The organism is Streptomyces sp. NPDC001744, assembly GCF_042892575.1.
Lineage (GTDB): Bacteria > Actinomycetota > Actinomycetes > Streptomycetales > Streptomycetaceae > Streptomyces.
Genome location: NZ_JBIAUG010000026.1, coordinates 14,628 through 27,852, shown reverse-complemented (window position 1 = coordinate 27,852; position 13,225 = coordinate 14,628). Strand labels below are relative to the sequence as shown.

The window sequence follows — 13,225 nt, the reverse complement described above, 5'->3', positions numbered from 1 at the left end:
TGGAAATCAGGGGGAGTTACTGGTTGCCGCAGGTGGGGGCCGGGGGGCCGTCCAGCCAGGGCAGGTCGTGGCCCATCCGGTCCCGCTTGGTGCGCAGGTAGCCGAGGTTGTGCTCGCCGGCCTGGACCGGCATGGGCTCGCGGCCCCCGACGGTGAGGCCGTGCCGGGCGAGGGCGTCGATCTTGTCGGGATTGTTGGTCATCAGGCGCAGGCTGCGCACGCCCAGGTCGCCGAGGATCCGCGCGCCGGCCGCGTAGTCGCGGGCGTCGGCGGGCAGTCCGAGTTCCAGGTTGGCGTCGAGGGTGTCGCGGCCGCGCTCCTGGAGTTCGTACGCGCGCAGCTTGGACAGCAGGCCGATGCCGCGCCCCTCGTGGCCGCGCAGGTAGACGACGACGCCCCGCCCTGCCTCGGTGATCCGGTCCATGGAGGCCCGGAGCTGGGGGCCGCAGTCGCAGCGCAGCGAGTGGAAGACGTCGCCGGTGAGGCACTCGGAGTGGACCCGCACGAGGACGTCCTCGCCGTCGCCGATCTCGCCGTGGACGAGGGCGACGTGCTCGACGCCGTCGACGGTGGAGCGGTAGCCGTACGCGGTGAACTCGCCGTGCGCGGTGGGGAGGTGGACCTCGGCCTCGCGGCGGACGGTCGGCTCGGCGGAGCGGCGGTAGGCGATCAGGTCCTCGATGGAGATGATCGTGAGCCCGTGCTTGCGGGCGAAGGGGACCAGTTCGGGCAGGCGCAGCATCGTGCCGTCCTCGCCGGCGATCTCGACGATCGCGCCCGCCGGGCGGAGGCCCGCGAGACGGGCGAGGTCGACGGCCGCCTCGGTGTGGCCGTCGCGGGCGAGGACGCCGCCGGGCCTGGCGCGCAGCGGGAAGACGTGTCCGGGGCGGACGAAGTCGGAGGGCTCGTGGCGGCCGCTCGCCAGCATCCGCAGGGTGGTGGAGCGGTCGGCGGCGGAGATGCCGGTGGTGACGCCGTGGGCGGGGGACGCGTCGACGGAGACGGTGAAGGCCGTGCGCATCGACTCGGTGTTGTCCTCGACCATCTGCGGGAGCCGGAGGCGTTCCAGCTCCCCGTCCTCCATGGGGGCGCAGATCAGGCCGCGGCACTCGCTCATCATGAAGGCGACGATCTCGGGGGTGGCCTTCTCGGCGGCGATGACGAGGTCGCCCTCGTTCTCGCGGTCCTCGTCGTCCACGACGACGACGGGCCGGCCCGCGGCGATGTCCCGGACGGCCTGCTCGACGGGGTCGAGGGCGAGGTCGGCGGCGTCGCAGGAGGGGAGGGAACTCATGCGTGGGCTCCTTCCAGAGCGGGGGCGGTGCGGGTGCGGAGCCACCAGTCGCGCATGCCCCAGAGCACGAGGGCGAAGTAGACGACGTAGACCAGGCCGGAGAAGGCGAGGCCGCTGTGGAAGGCGAGCGGGACGCCGACGAGGTCCACGAGGAGCCAGGCGAACCAGAACTCGACCAGGCCGCGGGCCTGGGCGACCATCGCGACGAGGGTGCCGACGAAGATGTACGCGTCGGCCCACGGGCTCCAGGAGAGCGACGGGTAGAGGGTGAAGAGGCCGCCGACGGCGAGGGTGCCGAGGACCGCGCCGGCGAGGAGCAGGCCGCGCTCCCTCCAGGTGGCGAAGCGGACGGCGAGGGAGCCGTCCTGGGCCTGCCGCTTGCCCCGGTTCCACTGCCACCAGCCCCAGACGGCGACGCCGATGACGAGGAGCTGCTTGCCGACGCCGCCGGTGAGGTGGGCGGAGGCGTAGGCGCCGACGAGGACGGCTCCGGAGAGGAGCTGGGCGGGCCAGGTGAGGAGGGAGCGGCGCCAGCCGAGGGCGAGCGCGACGAGCCCGATGGTGTTGCCGATCATGTCGGACCACATGATGTGCTGGTCGAGGACGGTGAACGCCTCGGAGTTGAGCCAGTTCACTTGACGTTCTCCCCGGCGTTCGGGCCGAGCAGCCGCTCGACGTACTTGGCGATGACGTCCACTTCGAGGTTGACCGGGTCGCCGCTCTTCTTGATGCCGAGCGTGGTCAGGTCGAGGGTGGTGGGGATGAGGCTGACGGTGAACCGGTCGTCGGCGACCCCGACGACGGTGAGGCTGACGCCGTCGACCGTGATCGAGCCCTTCTCGACGACGTACCGGGAGAGGTGGGCGGGCAGGCCGACCTCGACGAGTTCCCAGTGCTCGGACGGGGTCCGCTCCAGGATCGTGCCGGTGCCGTCCACGTGGCCCTGGACGATGTGGCCGCCGAGGCGGCCGCCGACGGCCACGGGCCGTTCCAGGTTGACGCGGGAGCCGACGGCGAGGGCGCCGAGGGCGGACCGCTGGAGGGTCTCGGCCATGACGTCGGCGGTGAACTCGCCGTCGCCGTGCTCCACGACGGTGAGGCAGACCCCGTTGACGGCGATGGAGTCGCCGTGCCGGGCGCCTTCCGTGACCAGGGGGCCGCGCAGTCGGAAGCGGGAGGCGTCCGCCAGCCGCTCGACGGCGACGACCTCGCCCAGTTCTTCGACGATTCCGGTGAACACGGTCAGACTCCCTTGGGGGTGGCGGTGATGCGGAGGTCGGGTCCGACGCGCACGGTCTCGGTGACGTCGAGCCGCAACGCGTCGGTGAGGGTGCCGATTCCCGCGTCGGCGAGGGCCGCCGGGCCGGCGCCGAGGAGGACGGGGGCGAGGTAGCCGACGACCTGGTCGACGGCGTCCGCGGCGACGAAGGAGCCCGCGAGGGTGGGGCCGCCTTCGAGGAGGACGGAGCGGACGCCGCGGGCGTGGAGCCGGTCGAGCAGGTCGCGCACGCCGACGCGGCCGTCGTACAGGGGCAGCCGGAGCAGTTCGGCGCCGGGCAGGTGCCGGGCGTCGGCGTCCTCGCCGACGACGACCAGGGTGGGCGCGGCGTCGTCCAGGACGCGGGCGGTCGGCGGGAGTTCGGCGCGGGCGTCGAGGACGACCCGCAGCGGCTGGGTCGCGCCGTCGACGCCCCGGACGGCGAGGTGCGGGTCGTCCGCGCGCAGGGTCCCGCCGCCGGCCACGACGGCGTCGGCCTCGGCGCGCAGCCGGTGGACGTCGGCGCGGGACTCGGCGGAGGTGATCCAGCGGGAGGTGCCGTCGGCGGCGGCGACCCGGCCGTCGAGGGTGGCGGCGTACTTCCAGCGGACGAAGGGGCGGCCCCGGCGCACGGAGGTGAGCCAGGCGATGTTGACCGCCTCGGCCTCGTCCGCCAGGAGGCCCCGCTCGACCTCGACGCCGGCGGCGCGCAGGGTGCCGGCGCCGCCGGTGGCCTTCGGGTCCGGGTCGCCGACCGCGTACACGACGCGGCGGACCCCGGCCTCGATCAGGGCCCGGGAACAGGGGCCGGTGCGGCCGGTGTGGTCGCAGGGTTCGAGGGTGACGTAGGCGGTGCCGCCGCGGGCCAGGACACCGGCCTCGCGCAGGGCGTGGATCTCGGCGTGCGGGCCGCCGGCGCGCCGGTGGAAGCCCTCTCCGACCCGGTGCCCGGAGGCGTCGGTGACGACGCAGCCGACGACGGGGTTGGGGCTGGTGGCGCCGAGGGCGCGGGCGGCGAGCTCGACGGCGCGTCGCATGGCGGTGGTGTCGGCCTGCCGGTCCACCGGGTCCTCCTGCCTCTTCGGGCACGGACTCCGGGGCCTGCCGAGGACGGCAGAGAGCGGGTGGAACGCCTCGCAACGGGTGCGCCGGGGCCGGAGGTCCGGCCCGCCGGGAAACGGCGGACCACGGACGTACGGCCGGCACACCCCTGACAGGGGTCTCCCGCCGCGCACTGCCTCCCATCCGGACTTTCACCGTCGGTCCAGGAATCCCACCTGGTCAACCGGCCGCTGGCTGCGGACGGGTCGCGGACTATACCGCCGGTTCGGAATTGCACCGACCCCGGAGTGCGCTGCTGCTGATACAGGGCCAGTGTGCCACGACCCGCGGCGGCGGTGCGGAGGGTGTCCTGTGGGCCCGCTCACAGAGTTCCCCGTCTCCCCACTTTGGTACGGACCTATTGACTCACTGGTCTAGTCCTCTTAATCTCCGTGTCACCTTCGAGGCAACGGTCCGACGGCGTGCGCACTCCACGGGCCCACACGATCCACCCCCTGTTCGTTGTGTTCTCCCCACCTCCCCCACATCCCCCACCTCCCCCGCCTCCCCTCTCCCCAGGAGGAACCGATCGTGCTGTCCCCCACGACGAAGAGAGCCTCGCTGCTCGCGTCCGGCGCGGCCGTCGCCGGACTGCTGCTCAGTTCGCTCTCCGGCGGCGTCTCGTACGCCGCCGACAACGAGTCCTGTCGCCCCGACGGGCTCTACCGGACGCCCGGCGTCGACGTCCCCTACTGCTCGGTCTACGACGCCGAGGGCCGCGAGAAGATGGGCGCGGACCACCAGCGCCGGGTCATCGGCTACTTCACCGGCTGGCGCACCGGCAAGAACGGCCAGTCCTCGTACCTGGCCAAGGACATCCCGTGGGAGAAGGTCACCCACGTCAACTACGCCTTCGGTCACGTCGGCGGCGACAACAGGCTGTCCGTGGGCACGGACGGCCCGGACAACGCGGCCACCGGAATGACCTGGCCCGGCGTGGCCGGCGCCGAGATGGACCCCGCGTACGCGTACAAGGGCCACTTCAACCTGCTCAACAAGTTCAAGAAGCAGCACCCGGACGTCAAGACGCTGATCTCGGTCGGCGGCTGGGCGGAGACCGGCGGCCACTTCGCGGACAACGGCGACCGGGTGAACTCCGGCGGCTTCTACTCGATGGCCACCAACGCCGACGGCTCGGTCAACCAGGCCGGGATCGACACCTTCGCGACCTCGGCCGTCGAATTCATCCGGAAGTACGGGTTCAACGGCGTCGACATCGACTACGAGTACCCGACCACGATGAAGGACGCGGGCAACCCGCTCGACTGGCAGCTCGCCAACGCGCGCCGCGGCGGGCTCGTGCAGGGCTACGCGGCCCTCATGAAGTCCCTGCGCGAGAAGCTGGACCGGGCCGGCTCCGCCGACGGCAAGCACTACCTGCTGACCGTCGCCGCCCCCTCCTCCGGCTACCTGCTGCGCGGCATGGAGACCTTCCAGGTCCAGAAGTACCTGGACTACGTCAACATCATGTCGTACGACCTGCACGGCGCCTGGAACGAGTACGTCGGCCCCAACGCCTCCCTGTTCGACGACGGCAAGGACGGCGAACTCGCCGCCGCCAACGTCTACGGCAGCCAGCAGTACGGCAACATCGGCTACCTCAACACCGACTGGGCGTACCACTACTTCCGCGGCTCCATGCCGGCCGGCCGCATCAACATCGGCCTGCCCTACTACACCCGCGGCCACAAGAACGTGCAGGGCGGCACCGACGGCCTCTGGGGCAGGGCCACCGCGGCCACCTGCCCGGCCGGCTCGGGCCTGACCAAGTGCGGCGACGGCGCCGAGGGCATCGACAACCTCTGGCACGACAAGGACACCGCGGGCAAGGAGTCGCCCGCCGGCTCCAACCCGATGTGGCACGCCAAGAACCTGGAGAAGGGGATCGTCGGCGACTACGTCACCCAGTACGGCTTCCCCGCCGACACCACGCTGACCGGCACCTACGTCCGCAAGTACGACCCGACCCTGGTCGCGCCGTGGCTGTGGAACGCGCAGAAGAAGGTCTTCCTCTCCACCGAGGACGAGCAGTCGGTGGCCGCCAAGGCCGACTACGTGGTGAACAGGGGCATCGGCGGCACCATGGTCTGGGAGATGGCCGGCGACTACGCCTGGAACGCCGCCAAGGGCCAGTACGAGCCGGGCTCCACCCTCACCTCGCTGATGTACGACAAGTTCAAGGCGGCCGCCCCGTACGGCGCGAAGAAGTCCGACAAGGCGCTGCCGAGCCGGGCCGTGAACATCGAGACGGCGTTCACCGAGTTCAAGCTCGGCGACTCCAACTACCCGATCACGCCCAAGGTCAAGATCACCAACCGGACCGGCACCACCCTGCCGGGCGGCACCGAGTTCCAGTTCGACTACGGCACCTCGGCGCCGGGCAACGCCTCCGACCAGTCCGGCTTCGGCACCAAGGTCGTCAGCAGCGACCACACGGGCTCCAACGTGGGCGGCCTCAAGGGCGACTTCCACCGCGTCTCGCTGAAGCTCCCGGCCTGGCAGTCGCTGGCCCCGGGCGCGACGGTCGACCTGTCGTTCAACTACTACCTGCCGGTGTCCACCCCCTCCAACTGGACGGTGAACATCAACGGCACGACGTACGCCCTCGCCGGTGACCTGGCGCGCGGCACGACGGTCGTGGAGCCCGGCACCACCACCCCGCCGACCACGCCGCCCACCACCCCGCCGACGACGGAGCCGCCCGCCGGCTGCACCGTTCCGGCGTACGTGGCGGGCACGGTCTACAACGCGGGCAACGAGGTCTCCCACAAGGGCCACAAGTGGAAGGCCCAGTGGTGGACCCAGAACCAGGAGCCGGGCACGACCGGCGAGTGGGGCGTCTGGAAGGACCTCGGCACCTGCTGACCCCCGCTTCCTGCACCTGCTGACCCCCACCCCCTGAAGGAACCCCGGCGGCGGAGCACCACGGCCCTTGCCGCCGCCGGGCACCGCACCCGCCGCGCCGCCTCCCCCTGCGGGGACGCGGCGCGGCGGCGTTCTTCGCGCGAGGTCCCCGGCGGCGCCCCCCGGAGGTCCCCTACGGGAACAGGTCCTCCTGGGCCGCGTCCCGGGCCGTGAGGAGGGCGCCGCGCAGGACGGCCGCGTCCCCGAAGGCGGTGGCCCTGACCTCGGTGCGCAGCGGCGAGAGGGCGGCGAGTTCCGCCTCCACCCTGGCCGCCAGGGCCGCGCCCCCGCTGTGGCCGGTCTCGCCCCCCAGGACCACGCAGCCGGGGTCGAGGACCGAGGCCACGGCCGCCGCGCCGACGGCGAGACGGCGGGCGACGGCGTCCAGGAAGGGCTCGTGGCCGGAGGCGAGCGCGGCCGCGTGGTCCCCCGGGGCGAGGCCGTGCTCCCGGGCGAGCGCCTCGACGGCCGCGGTGCAGGCCAGCTCGTGGAAGCCGCCGTCGCAGCCGGTGGCCGAGGGGAGCCCGGTGGTGCCCGGCACCGGCAGGAAACCGATCTCCCCCGCACCGCCCGAGGCCCCCCGGCGCAGCCGGCCGTCGAGGACGACGGCGGCGCCCACGCCCTGGCCGAGCCAGAGCAGGACGAAGTCCTCGCGGTCGCGGGCCGCGCCCTCGCGGAACTCCGCGAGGGCGGCGAGGTTGGTCTCGTTCTCGACCAGCACCCGCGCGGGGAGCCGCTCCTGGAGGACGGCGACGAGCCGCCGGTGCCAGGCGGGCAGTCCCGTGGAGTCGCGGAGCTCCCCGGTGACCGGCTCGATGAGGCCGGGGGCCCCGACCGCGACGCTGTGCGGCGCTTCGACGCCGGCCTCCCCCAGCGTCCGCTCCAGCAGGGCGACGGCCTTCTCCACGGCCGGTCCGGTGCCGCGGTCGTCGCCGACCGGCGCGGACGCCTCGGCGAGCGTGGTGCCGAGCAGATCGGCGACGGCGACGGAGACCGAGCGGGTGCGCACGTCGAGGGCGGCGAGGTGGGCGCGGCCGGCGACGAGCCCGTACAGCTTGGCGTTGGGGCCCCGGCGCTCGGCCCCGGCCTCGCCGACGACGTGGACGAGCCCGGAGTCCCGGAGCCGTTCGACGAGGTCGGCGACGGTCGGGCGGGAGAGCCCGGTGAGCGTCTTGAGCTGAGTGGCCGTCAACGGCCCCTCGTCCTGGAGCAGTCGCAGGGCGAGCCGGTCGTTGATGACCCGTGCGGTGCTCGGGGATGCGGCCATGCGGCGATCCTCTCAGACGTGTCCGGGGCGGAGCCCGTCCCTGCGTACTATTTATCAGGCAGGGTTCCTGATAGTTTACGCGCCACACCACGACCCCGGGAGGGCCCATGGCGGCGGAGACCGTCACCAGCACCCAGCGCCTGCGGCGGGCGCGCTTCGCCGTCGCCGCCGTCTTCTGCGTCCACGGCGCCGTCACCGGCAGCTTCGCCACCCGCATCCCCTGGATCCAGGAACACGCGGACGTCGGCGCCGGACAGCTCGGTCTCGCGCTCGCCTTCCCCGCGCTCGGCGCCTCCGTCGCGATGCCGCTGGCCGGGGCGATCTCCCACCGCTTCGGCGCCCGCCCGGCGCTGCGCGGCCTGCTCGCCCTGTGGACCCTCTCCCTGATCCTGCCGTCGCTGGCCCCGAACGTCTGGGGGCTGTGCGGCGCGCTCTTCGTGTACGGCGCGACCGCCGGCATGTCCGACGTGGCGATGAACGCGCTGGGCGTCGAGACCGAGACCCGGCTCGGACGGTCCATCATGTCGAGCCTGCACGGCATGTGGAGCGTGGGCGCCCTGATCGGCTCGGCCGCCGGCACGGTCGCCGCCCACCTCGGCGGCGACGCCCGGCTGCACCACCTGGTCGCGGCCCTCGTCCTCACCGCGCTCGGCCTGGTCGCCTGCCAGGGCGTGCTGGACGTGCGCAGCACCCCGGAGGAGGAGGCGCCGCCACGCTTCTCGCTGCCGCCGAAGTCCGCCCTCGTCATCGGCGCCATCGGCTTCTGCGGGGTGTTCGCGGAGGGGGCCAGCCTCGACTGGTCGGCCGTCTACCTGCGGGACGAGCTGGGCACCTCGGCCGGGCTCGCCGCCGCCTCGACGACCGCCTTCGCGCTGACGATGGCGGTGGCCCGGCTGGCCGGCGACCGGGTGGTGGACCGCTTCGGCGCGGTCCGCACGGTACGGGCCGGGGGCGTCGTCGCCACCCTCGGCGGCCTCCTGGTCGTCGTCGCCCCGCACGCCGCCGTCGCCCTGGCCGGATTCGGTCTCATCGGGCTCGGGATCGCGGTCGTCGTCCCCCTGGCCTTCGCCGCGGCCGGCCGCAGCGGCCCGAACCCCAGCCAGGCCATCGCGGGCGTCGCCACCATCACGTACACCTCGGGTCTCATCGCCCCCTCCGCGATCGGCGGCATCGCCGACGCGACCTCGCTGGTCTTCTCCTTCGGCCTGGTCACCCTGCTCGCGTTCGGCCTGGTGGTGGGCGCGGGCGTGCTCGGGAGCGCCGACCGGGAAGCCCCGGCGGTGGACGCGGAGGGCGGCGCTCCGGCGAAGAGCGGGGGCCCGGCCGCCTGACGGCGGTCCCGGACACCGGCGCCCTCTCCCCGACGCCCGGAGCCGGCGGTCGCGCATACCATGTGGCTGATCTTTTGCGGTCATGACGCGACCGCCGGAACCGGAGAACGGGAGCGACCTCATGAACCTCGGCGTGCGCTGGACCCTGCACGGAGACGGGAGAACACCCGCTCCCGGGGCCGTCGTCCGCCCGGACGAGCGGCTCTCCTGGCCCCGGACCGTCGGACTCGGCGCGCAGCACGTCGTGGCGATGTTCGGCGCGTCCTTCGTCGCTCCGGTGCTCATGGGCCTGGACCCGAACCTCGCGATCATGATGTCCGGTGTCGCCACCGCGATCTTCCTCCTCGCGACCCGCGGCACGGTCCCGTCCTACCTGGGCTGCTCGCTCTCCTTCGTCGGTGTCGCCGCCGCCATCCGGGCGTCCGGCGGCACCAGCGCCACCGTGACCGGCGCGGTCCTGGTCGTCGGCGCCGTGCTCTTCCTCGCGGGCCTCGCGGTGCGGAGGTTCGGCGCGCGGATCATCCACGCGGCGATGCCCCCGGTCGTGACCGGCGCCGTCGTCATGCTGATCGGCTTCAACCTGGCCCCGGTCACCGCGTCCACCTACTGGCCGCAGGACCAGTGGACGGCGCTCCTGGTGATGCTGTTCACCGGTCTGGCCGTGGTCTGCCTGCGCGGTTTCTGGTCCCGGATCGCGATCTTCCTCGGCCTGGTCTTCGGCTACGCCCTGTCCTGGGTGCTCGACCTGGTCTTCGGGAAGATCCACTCGACGTCCCCGTCCGGCCAGGTGACCGACCACTGGCGGCTCGACCTCTCCGGCGTCCCGAAGGCCGACTGGATCGGCCTGCCCTCCTTCCACGGCCCCAGCTTCGAGTGGTCCGCGATCCTGGTGGCGCTGCCCGTCGTCATCGCCCTGATCGCCGAGAACGCCGGACACGTCAAGGCCGTCGGCGAGATGACCGGCGACTCCCTCGACGACAAGCTCGGCACCGCCATCGCCGCCGACGGCGCCGCCTCGATGCTGTCGACCGCCGTGGGCGGCCCGCCGAACACCACGTACTCCGAGAACATCGGCGTCATGGCCGCCACCCGCGTCTACTCGACCGCCGCCTACTGGGCCGCCGCCGGCTTCGCGCTGCTCTTCGGTCTCTGCCCGAAGTTCGGCGCGGTCGTCGCCGCCATCCCCGGCGGCGTCCTCGGCGGCATCACCGTCATCCTGTACGGCATGATCGGCCTGCTCGGCGCCCAGATCTGGATCAACGCCGGGGTCGACCTGCGCAACCCGCTCAACCTGGTCCCGGCCGCCGCCGGCATCATCATCGGCGTCGGCGGCGTGAAGCTGACCTTCACCGACACCTTCGAGCTGGGCGGCATCGCGCTCGGCACGATCGTCGTCATCACCGGCTACCACGTGCTGAAGGCGTTCGCCCCGGCCCACCTCAAGGAGCAGGAGCCGCTTCTCGACTCCGGCACCAGTTCGTACGAGGGCGCGGCCGGCCCGCGCGGGGACGGAAGCACGTCCGGCGGGAATCCGCCGCCGAAGGGCTGAGCGGTTCGCCCGTTCTGGGTAAGCCGGGCCCGGCGGGCTCCCCCGCGGGCCCGGCGGCTGGGAGCCTGCCCCCATGGCGCAGACCCAGCAGCTCGGGCAGCAGATCGGCCCCTTCCTCGCGGTCGACCCCGCGGTGGACCGGATGAGGGCGATCCGCTCGGCCCGGCACCCGGCCGACGGGGTCGCCGTCTTCAACCGGGTGTACCTCACCGTCACCGAGGAGATCGGCCACGCCATCGCGGCGGGCGCCTTCGAGGACCGGCGGGCCGCCGCCGCCCTCGACGCGCGGCTCGCCGGGCGGTACCTCACGGCGGTCGACGCCGTCACCGCCGGCGCTCCGGTCCCCGCCTGCTGGCGGCCCCTCTTCCGCTACCGGCGCCACCCCGGCGTCCGCCCGCTCCAGTTCGCCCTGGCCGGGCTCAACGCCCAGGTCGGCCACGACCTGGCGCTCGCCGTCGTCGACGCCTGCCGGGACCTGGAGTGCGCGCCCGCCGATCTGGAGGACGAGTTCGACCGGGTCGGCGACGTCCTCGTCCTCCTGGAGGAGCGTATCCGGGAGGAGCTGCTGCCGGGCCCGGAGGTCCTGGAGCTGGCGGACCCGCTCACCCACCTGCTCGGCTGCTGGAGCCTGGACCGGGCCAGGGACGGGGCCTGGCTCGCGGCGCGCTCGCTCTGGCAGCTCCGGGGGCTGCCGGAGCTGGCCGGGGAGTTCACGGAACGCCTGGACCGCTCGGTGGGCCTGGTGGGGCGGATGCTGCTCACGCCTCTGACCGGGCCCTGACGGAGCCCCGCGGGCTCAGTCCTCCGGCAGCTCGACCGGGGCGATCTCGTCGTAGACGTCGCCCGGACCCGGGTTGGTGGCGTCGGTCTCCCCGCCGAAGTGGCGCATGACGCCCCAGACCGCGTTCAGCGCGGTCTGGACGGCGCCCTCGGCCCAGCCGGCCGTCCAGGAGATGTCGTCGCCGGCGAGGAAGATGCCCCGCTTGTCCTCGGGCAGCCGGTCCTGCATGAAGTGGGTGAACAGGCGGCGCTGGTAGCGGTAGTGGCCCGGCAGGTTGGCCTTGAAGGCGCCCATGAAGTAGGGCTCGTTCTCCCAGGAGACCGTCACCGGGTTGCCGATGATGTGCTTCCGGATGTCGACCTGCGGGTAGATCTCGCCGAGCGACTTCAGCATGACCTCCATCCGCTCGTTCGCGGACAGCGGCAGCCACTTCAGGCTGTCGTCGCACCAGGTGTACGAGAGGCAGATCGTGGCCGGCCTGTCCGGGCCGTCGTCCAGGAGGTACGTGCCGCGGGTCATCCGGTCGGTCAGCGTCATCGACATGACGTCCCGGCCGGTCGGGTTCCCCTTGTCGTCGACGGCCTTGTCCAGCCAGAACGGCCGGTCCACCGGCACGAAGAGCTTGGAGCTCTCCATGTAGTGGGTCCGTTCGATCGCCGTCCAGTGGTCGATCGGGAAGAGCGAGTCGTCGCAGGCGATCTTGGAGAGCAGCATCCAGGACTGGGCGGTGAAGACCGCCGCGCGGTACGTCCGGATGTCGCCGGAGGCGTCGGTGACCGTGATCCGGTTGCCGGCGGTCCGGTTCAGCCGGGTCACGGCCGGCTTCGGGTCGCCGCCGTGCAGGGAGCTGAGCGAGGTGCCCTGCGCCCAGTGGACGATCTTCTCCGGCTCGCGCTCCCACAGGCGCAGCGGCAGCTGCTGCGAGCCGCCGACGATGCCGCGGTGGTGGTCGTCGGCCTCGGTGTAGACGACGCGGAGGATCTCCAGGATGGAGTTGGGGAAGTCGGTGTCCCAGCCGCCGGTGCCGAAGCCGACCTGGCCGAAGATCTCGCGGTGCCGGAAGGACTTGAACGCCTCCGACTCGCAGAGGAAGCCGTAGAAGGTCTGGTTGTCGAGCTTCTCGACCAGCCGCGACCAGATCTCGCGGATGCGCGGGACGTCGCGCTCGCGCATGGCCGTGTTCATGTCGGAGAAGTCGGCGCCCTCTTCGAGGCACCGGGCCCAGGCGGCGGCGACGTCGCGGTAGACCTGCGGCAGGTCCTCGACGGTCTCGGCGTAGTGGGACTCGCCCTTGAGGTCGACCACGGTCGACGGGGTGGCCTCGGAGAGCGGGTTCGGGAAGGGCCTGGTCTCCAGACCGACCAGGTCGACGTAGTGCTGGAGCGCGGTCGAGGAGGGCGGGAAGCGCATGGCGCCCATCTCGGCGGTGAGCCCCTCGGTCCCGGCGCCCTCGAACCCGACGGTCCGCAGCCGGCCGCCGATCCTGTCGGCCTCGTAGACGACGGGCCTGAGGCCCATCTTCATCAGCTCGTACGCGGCGATGACGCCCGACAGGCCGCCGCCGATGACCGCGACCTCGGTGCCGTGCTCGGTCGCCGGTATCTGGCCGAGCCCGGCCGGGTGGGCCAGGAAGTCGTCGTAGGCGTACGGGAAGTCCGGGCCGAACATGGTGATCGGCGGCTGCGCGTCGGTGTGCTGGACGGCGGTGGGCACCGTGGACGTCATGGGGTACGGACTCCT

10 protein-coding genes and 1 riboswitch are annotated in these 13,225 nt (G+C 72.8%); of the genes, 4 read left to right on the top strand and 6 right to left on the bottom strand.

From position 1 onward, the window contains the following. Nucleotides 1–16 precede the first annotated feature (16 nt). Genes ACFYZY_RS26155 through ribD form a run of 4 tightly spaced genes read right to left on the bottom strand, consistent with a single transcriptional unit; the run spans nt 17 to nt 3,616 of the window. Nucleotides 17–1,294, bottom strand: coding sequence for a bifunctional 3,4-dihydroxy-2-butanone-4-phosphate synthase/GTP cyclohydrolase II (locus ACFYZY_RS26155; protein WP_388698612.1), 1,278 nt, complete (start codon nt 1,292–1,294; stop codon nt 17–19). After that, the gene (locus ACFYZY_RS26150; protein ID WP_388698740.1) at nt 1,291–1,881 is read right to left on the bottom strand and encodes a nicotinamide riboside transporter PnuC; all 591 of its coding nucleotides are present in this window, start codon (nt 1,879–1,881) and stop codon (nt 1,291–1,293) included. Before ACFYZY_RS26150 ends, ACFYZY_RS26155 begins: the two co-directional genes overlap by 4 nt. A 44-nt stretch (nt 1,882–1,925) precedes the next feature. After that, nucleotides 1,926–2,534 (bottom strand): riboflavin synthase, encoded by a 609-nt coding sequence (locus tag ACFYZY_RS26145; protein WP_388698610.1) that lies wholly within the window; start codon nt 2,532–2,534, stop codon nt 1,926–1,928. A gap of 2 nt (nt 2,535–2,536) precedes the next feature. Then, nucleotides 2,537–3,616 carry a bifunctional diaminohydroxyphosphoribosylaminopyrimidine deaminase/5-amino-6-(5-phosphoribosylamino)uracil reductase RibD gene (ribD, locus tag ACFYZY_RS26140; protein ID WP_388698607.1) on the bottom strand — a complete coding sequence of 360 codons (1,080 nt, stop codon included), beginning with the start codon at nt 3,614–3,616 and terminating at the stop codon, nt 2,537–2,539. A gap of 163 nt (nt 3,617–3,779) precedes the next feature. Continuing rightward, a riboswitch (FMN riboswitch) is annotated at nt 3,780–3,909 on the bottom strand. Between the two features lie 275 nt (nt 3,910–4,184). Here ribD and ACFYZY_RS26135 point away from each other — a divergent pair. Beyond that, entirely contained in the window at nt 4,185–6,518 is a 2,334-nt protein-coding gene (locus tag ACFYZY_RS26135; protein ID WP_388698605.1) for a chitinase C-terminal domain-containing protein, read from the top strand. A 172-nt stretch (nt 6,519–6,690) separates the two neighbouring features. Here the strand turns inward: ACFYZY_RS26135 and ACFYZY_RS26130 are convergent, their stop codons facing one another. Beyond that, the gene (locus ACFYZY_RS26130; RefSeq protein WP_388698604.1) at nt 6,691–7,824 is read right to left on the bottom strand and encodes an ROK family transcriptional regulator; all 1,134 of its coding nucleotides are present in this window, start codon (nt 7,822–7,824) and stop codon (nt 6,691–6,693) included. A 107-nt stretch (nt 7,825–7,931) separates the two neighbouring features. Between ACFYZY_RS26130 and ACFYZY_RS26125 the strand changes: the two genes are divergently transcribed. The 3 genes from ACFYZY_RS26125 to ACFYZY_RS26115 all read left to right on the top strand — a co-directional run bounded on the left by ACFYZY_RS26125 (nt 7,932) and on the right by ACFYZY_RS26115 (nt 11,485). Beyond that, entirely contained in the window at nt 7,932–9,155 is a 1,224-nt protein-coding gene (locus ACFYZY_RS26125; protein WP_388698602.1) for an MFS transporter, read from the top strand. A 121-nt stretch (nt 9,156–9,276) separates the two neighbouring features. Further along, nucleotides 9,277–10,704, top strand: a complete 1,428-nt coding sequence (locus ACFYZY_RS26120) for a uracil-xanthine permease family protein (protein WP_388698738.1) — start codon at nt 9,277–9,279, stop codon at nt 10,702–10,704. Between the two features lie 73 nt (nt 10,705–10,777). Then, nucleotides 10,778–11,485, top strand: a complete 708-nt coding sequence (locus ACFYZY_RS26115) for a DUF5995 family protein (RefSeq protein ID WP_388698599.1) — start codon at nt 10,778–10,780, stop codon at nt 11,483–11,485. A gap of 15 nt (nt 11,486–11,500) precedes the next feature. Here the strand turns inward: ACFYZY_RS26115 and ACFYZY_RS26110 are convergent, their stop codons facing one another. After that, nucleotides 11,501–13,210 (bottom strand): flavin monoamine oxidase family protein, encoded by a 1,710-nt coding sequence (locus ACFYZY_RS26110; protein ID WP_388698597.1) that lies wholly within the window; start codon nt 13,208–13,210, stop codon nt 11,501–11,503. Nucleotides 13,211–13,225: the final 15 nt, after the last annotated feature.

Bases quoted from the DNA above. Each gene is read 5' to 3' on its own strand.
- ACFYZY_RS26155 (WP_388698612.1), bottom strand. From the start codon at position 1,294: ATGAGTTCCCTCCCCTCCTGCGACGCCGCCGACCTCGCCCTCGACCCC.
- ACFYZY_RS26150 (WP_388698740.1), bottom strand. From the start codon at position 1,881: ATGTGGTCCGACATGATCGGCAACACCATCGGGCTCGTCGCGCTCGCC.
- ACFYZY_RS26130 (WP_388698604.1), bottom strand. From the start codon at position 7,824: ATGGCCGCATCCCCGAGCACCGCACGGGTCATCAACGACCGGCTCGCC.
- ACFYZY_RS26125 (WP_388698602.1), top strand. From the start codon at position 7,932: ATGGCGGCGGAGACCGTCACCAGCACCCAGCGCCTGCGGCGGGCGCGC.
- ACFYZY_RS26120 (WP_388698738.1), top strand. From the start codon at position 9,277: ATGAACCTCGGCGTGCGCTGGACCCTGCACGGAGACGGGAGAACACCC.
- ACFYZY_RS26115 (WP_388698599.1), top strand. From the start codon at position 10,778: ATGGCGCAGACCCAGCAGCTCGGGCAGCAGATCGGCCCCTTCCTCGCG.
- ACFYZY_RS26110 (WP_388698597.1), bottom strand. From the start codon at position 13,210: ATGACGTCCACGGTGCCCACCGCCGTCCAGCACACCGACGCGCAGCCG.